The following is a 4,651-nucleotide window of genomic DNA, read 5'->3' as shown; positions in this document are numbered from 1 at the left end:
CCAGTCGTCCGGGGCGACGTACGTGGCGCCGTCGCTGCGGCGCGCGAGGCGGTAGTGCCGGCCGCGGTGCCCCGGTTCGCTGACGATGCCCGCGTTATGGCCGCCGCTCGTGAGCACGAACGTGACGTCGGCGTCGGCCACGAGGTTGATCTTGTAGACGGACTTCCACGGCGCCACGTGGTCCGATTCGGTGGCGACGACGAACAGCGGCGCGCGGATGTCGGCCAGCGCCACGGGCCTGCCGTCGATGCGGTACCTACCCTCGAACAGGTCGTTCTTCAGGAACAGCCGGCGCAGGTATTCGCTGTGCATCCGGTACGGCATGCGCGTGGCGTCCGCGTTCCACGCCATCAGGTCGTTCATCGGCGGGCGCTGGCCGAGCAGGTAGTCGTTGACGATGCGCGACCACACGAGGTCGTTGGAGCGCAGCAGCTGGAAGGCGCCGGCCATCTGGCGCGTCTGCAGGTAGCCCTGGCGCCACATGATATCTTCCAAAAAATCCAGTTCGCTGTCGTCGATGAACAGCGACAGCTCGCCCGGCTCCGTGAAATCCGTCTGGGCGGCGAGCAGCGTGAGCGATTGCAGGCGCGCGTCGCGCCGGCCCGCCAGGTACGCGGCGGCGATCGCGAGCAGGGTGCCGCCCAGGCAGTAGCCGGCGGCGTTGACGCGCCGGTCGGGGACGATGGCGGTGACGGCATCGAGCGCGGCGAGCACGCCCAGGTGCAGGTAGTCGTCCATGCCGAGATCGCGGTCCGCGTCGCCCGGGTTGTGCCACGAGATCATGAAGACGGTGTGGCCGCGCCCGACGACGTAGTTCACGAGCGAATCGTGCGGCGACAGGTCGAGGATGTAGTACTTCATGATCCACGCGGGCACGATCAGCACGGGTTCCGCATGCACGTCGGCCGTCGCGGGTGCGTACTGGATCAGCTCCATCAGCCGGTTGCGCAGGACGACCCGGCCGGGCGTGACGGCCACCTGGCGGCCCGGCACGAAGTCTTCGGCGCCGGCCGGCTGGCGGCCCGTCAGCAGGCGCCACCAGTCGTCCGCGAAGTGCGCCGCCCCCTTCGAGAAATTCATGCCGCCCTGTTGCGCCGTGGCCTGCAGCACCTCGGGATTCGTCGCGACGTAGTTCACGGGCGACATCATGTCGAGCAGCTGGCGCGCGACGAACGATACGACCTGTTCGTGGTGCGGCGCGACGCCGCCGATGCCGGTCGTGACGTTGTGCCACCACTGCTGGTTGAGCAGGAAGCCTTGCTGGATCACGTTGAACGGCCACCGCTGCCACGCGGCGCCGTCGAAGCGGCGGTCCTGCGGCAATGGCTGGATGCAGGGTGCCGCCGGTCCGGCGGCGGCACGCGCGGCGTAGTCGCCGAAACGGCCGGCCTTGCGCAAGGCCTTGTCGCACAGCCGGGCCCATTTTCCCGGCGATTGCGCCAGGTGCAGGCTCCAGTCCATCCACGCGAGCGCCAGCGCGGCGGGCGAAATGCCGGACGTCATGCGGCCCAGGGCCGCGTGCAGCAGGCGGTCGGTCACGGTAGGCGGTTCGATGTCGGCCCAGGGGTCGGCCGGCGGCGGGTTGAACTTGTCCATGGGCCCACCTTACCGGTTTGATCGAGGTGAGATCGTTGATCCAGATCAAAACTTCGAAAAATTAACTTGTCATCAACATTTCATCATCGATGCCTACGCTGAAGCCTTGTTGAGCATGAGGTGTATTTCCAATAATTAACCTGGAACATTCAAATGCAATCTTTCGATCTCGCGTTTCCCGCGCCGATGGTGCACGCATGAGCCGCCGCGGCTTCCTCCGCACGCTGGCGCAGGCCGGCGGCGCCAGTGCCGTCCTCGCTTCCTTCCCGCCCGCGATCCAGAAGGCGCTGGCCCTGCCGGCCAACCAGCGCACCCGCAGCCTGCAGGACGTCGAGCACATCGTCGTGCTGACGCAGGAGAACCGCAGCTTCGACCATTATTTCGGCACGCTGGAAGGCGTGCGGGGATTCGGCGATCCGTTCCCGATTCCCGTGATGGACCGGCGGAACCTCTTCAACCGCAAGACGGTCTTCGTGCAGCAGACCGTCGGCGGCGCGCCGGTGCCGGGGCGTCCGAACTGGCCGCAGAGCCGCGCCATCGCGCCGTTCCGCCTGAATACCGTGCAGGATTTCCCGGTCATGCGCGTGGCCGGCACGCCGCACGCGTGGCTGGATGCGCAGCTGGCGTGGGACCACGGCCGCATGAACGACTGGTGTACCGTGAAGCAGAACCATGCGCTGGGCTATTACGCCGAGGCCGACGTGCCGTTCCAGTTCGCGCTCGCCCGCGCCTTCACGATCTGCGATCACTATCATTGCGCGACGCAGACCGGCACCAACACGAACCGCCTGTTCCTGTTCACCGGCCATAACGACCCGCTGGGCGCCGCGGGCGGTCCGTCGACCGACAACAGCCACGACGATTTCAATCCGGACCCGAACACCGACTACCGCTGGACGACGTATCCCGAGCGCCTGGAAGCGGCCGGGATCAGCTGGCAGGTCTACCAGAACATGGCGGACAACTTCACCGACAATTCGCTGGCCGGCTTCCGTTCGTTCCGCAACGCGTGGTACCAGCGGCCGGGCTATTCGCCGTCGCTGCGCAGCCGCGGCGTGAGCACGCGCGATCTCGACCTGCTGAAGGCGGACGTGCTGGCCAACCGGCTGCCGCAGGTGAGCTGGGTCGTCGCCACCGCCGAAGGGTCCGAGCACCCGGGGCCATCGAGCCCCGCGTCGGGCGCCGACTACATCGCGCGGGTGCTCGATGCGCTGACGGCCAATCCGGAGAGCTGGAGCAAGACGGTCTTCATCATCAACTTCGACGAGAACGACGGTTTCTTCGACCACATGCCGCCGCCGGCCGTCCCGTCGTACACGACGTACAGCCCCGATCCGGCGCAGGCCCGGCTCGCGGGCGCATCGACCGTCGACACGACCGGCGAATACCACCACATCCTCAACGGCGCCGACGCGCGCACCTTGCACCGTCCGTATGGCCTGGGTCCGCGCGTGCCGCTGTACGTCATCTCGCCGTGGACGAAGGGCGGCTGGGTCAATTCGCAGGTGTTCGACCACTCGTCGATCGTCCGCTTCATCGAGGCGCGCTTCGGCGTGCGCGAGCCGCTCATCAGCCCGTGGCGGCGTGCCGTGAGCGGCAACCTGCTGTCCTGCTTCGATTTCGTGAACCCGAACGACAGCGCGGCCGCCTTGCCCGATACGGCCGCGCGGCGCGCGCTGGCGCTGAGCCTGGGCAGCACCAAGGTCCCGGCGATCCCGACGGCCCTGTCGGCCCCCGTGCAGGCCGCCGGCGTGCGGCCGGCCCGTGCGCTGCCGTACGAATTGCAGGTGCAGGCGCAGGTGTCCGCGACCGGCGGCCTGGTCGATCTCACGTTCGAGAATGCCGGTGAAGCCGGTGCCGTGTTCCACGTGTACGACCGCCTGGCCCTGGACCAGGTCCCGCGCCGCTACACGGTCGAAGCGGGCAAGCAGTTGACGGGCCGCTGGACGACGGGCGCCGGCTACGACCTGTGGGTGCTGGGACCGAACGGCTTCCACCGCCATGTCGCGGGCGACGTGCGCCGCACCGCGGACGCCCCGTTGCCGGAAGTGGTCGTGCGCGCCGACCGCCGGGCCGGAGAGCTCGTCGTCGACTTCGTGAACAACGGCGGCCAGCCATGCACCTTCCAGCTCATCGCCAACAAGTACACGACGATGCGGATCCCCGACGTGCGCGTGCCCGCGCGCTCGCGCAGCACGTTGCGCCTGTCGCTGGCGCAGACCGCCAACTGGTACGACTACGCGGCGCGTGTCAACGGCATGCCGGGCTGGCTGCGGCGCTTCGCCGGCCACCTGGAAAACGGCCTGCCGTCGATCAGCGATCCGGCGATGCGGGGCGCGGCGCAACTCGACCAGTATCGTATCGTTTGATCAGGAGATGTCCATGCATGTTCGCTTCCTCATGGCCGCCGCGCTGCTCGCGGCGGCATGCAACGGCCAGGCCGCCGTCGTCTACGGCAGCAACCTCGTCGTCAACGGCGATGCCGAAGCCGGCCTCGCCGGCTGGACCGGCTACGCGGGCTACAGCGCGTTCCAGTCCGTGGACTACGGCAGCAACTGGGTGCTGCCCACGCAGCCGGGACCGGCGGACCGCGGCAACAGGATGTTCGCCGGGTTCGGCCAGTATGCCGTCGGCTGGCAGACGCTGGACTTCGGCACGGCGACGTCCGGCACGATCGCCTATTCGCTGACCGGCTGGCTCGGCGGCTGGCAGGACCAGGGCGACAACGCGCTGTTCTACGTGCAGTTCCTCGACGAATTCGACAACGAAGTCGGGAACTCGGTGCTCGGCCCCGTGACGCCGCAGGACCGCAACGACCAGACCGGCCTGATGTTCCGCGAGACCGACGGTTTCGTGCCGACGGGCACCCGCAAGCTGTCGTTCTGGCTGTCGATGGAGCGGCTCGTCTCGGGCGACAACGATGGCTATGCGGACAACCTGTCGTTCGTCCTGCGGGCGCCGCCGGCGGGCGACGTGCCGGAACCCGGCATGGCGGCGGTGTTCGCGCTGGGCCTCGGCATGCTGGGCGTCTTGACCGGCGCGACCAGCCCAGCAT

3 protein-coding genes are annotated in these 4,651 nt (G+C 68.3%); 2 read left to right on the top strand and 1 reads right to left on the bottom strand.

What is annotated here, in order from left to right; all coding sequences use genetic code 11:
* Positions 1-1,596, bottom strand: a 1,596-nt coding sequence (locus ACEN88_RS24720; protein WP_413343940.1) for a PHA/PHB synthase family protein, incomplete at its 3' end; no start/stop codon positions are given.
* A gap of 197 nt (positions 1,597-1,793) precedes the next feature.
* Here ACEN88_RS24720 and ACEN88_RS24715 point away from each other — a divergent pair.
* Positions 1,794-3,965 carry a phosphocholine-specific phospholipase C gene (locus ACEN88_RS24715; RefSeq protein WP_413343938.1) on the top strand — a complete coding sequence of 724 codons (2,172 nt, stop codon included), beginning with the start codon at positions 1,794-1,796 and terminating at the stop codon, positions 3,963-3,965.
* Positions 3,966-3,978: 13 nt separating this feature from the next.
* The coding region (locus ACEN88_RS24710) for a hypothetical protein (RefSeq protein WP_413343937.1) at positions 3,979-4,651 on the top strand (673 nt) is incomplete at its 3' end.

Origin of the sequence: Massilia sp. CT11-108 (assembly GCF_047302915.1) — a bacterium.
GTDB lineage: Bacteria > Pseudomonadota > Gammaproteobacteria > Burkholderiales > Burkholderiaceae_D > Telluria > Telluria orientalis.
Note: the sequence above shows the minus strand (reverse complement) of the source record. Positions and strands in the feature narration are given on the sequence as shown.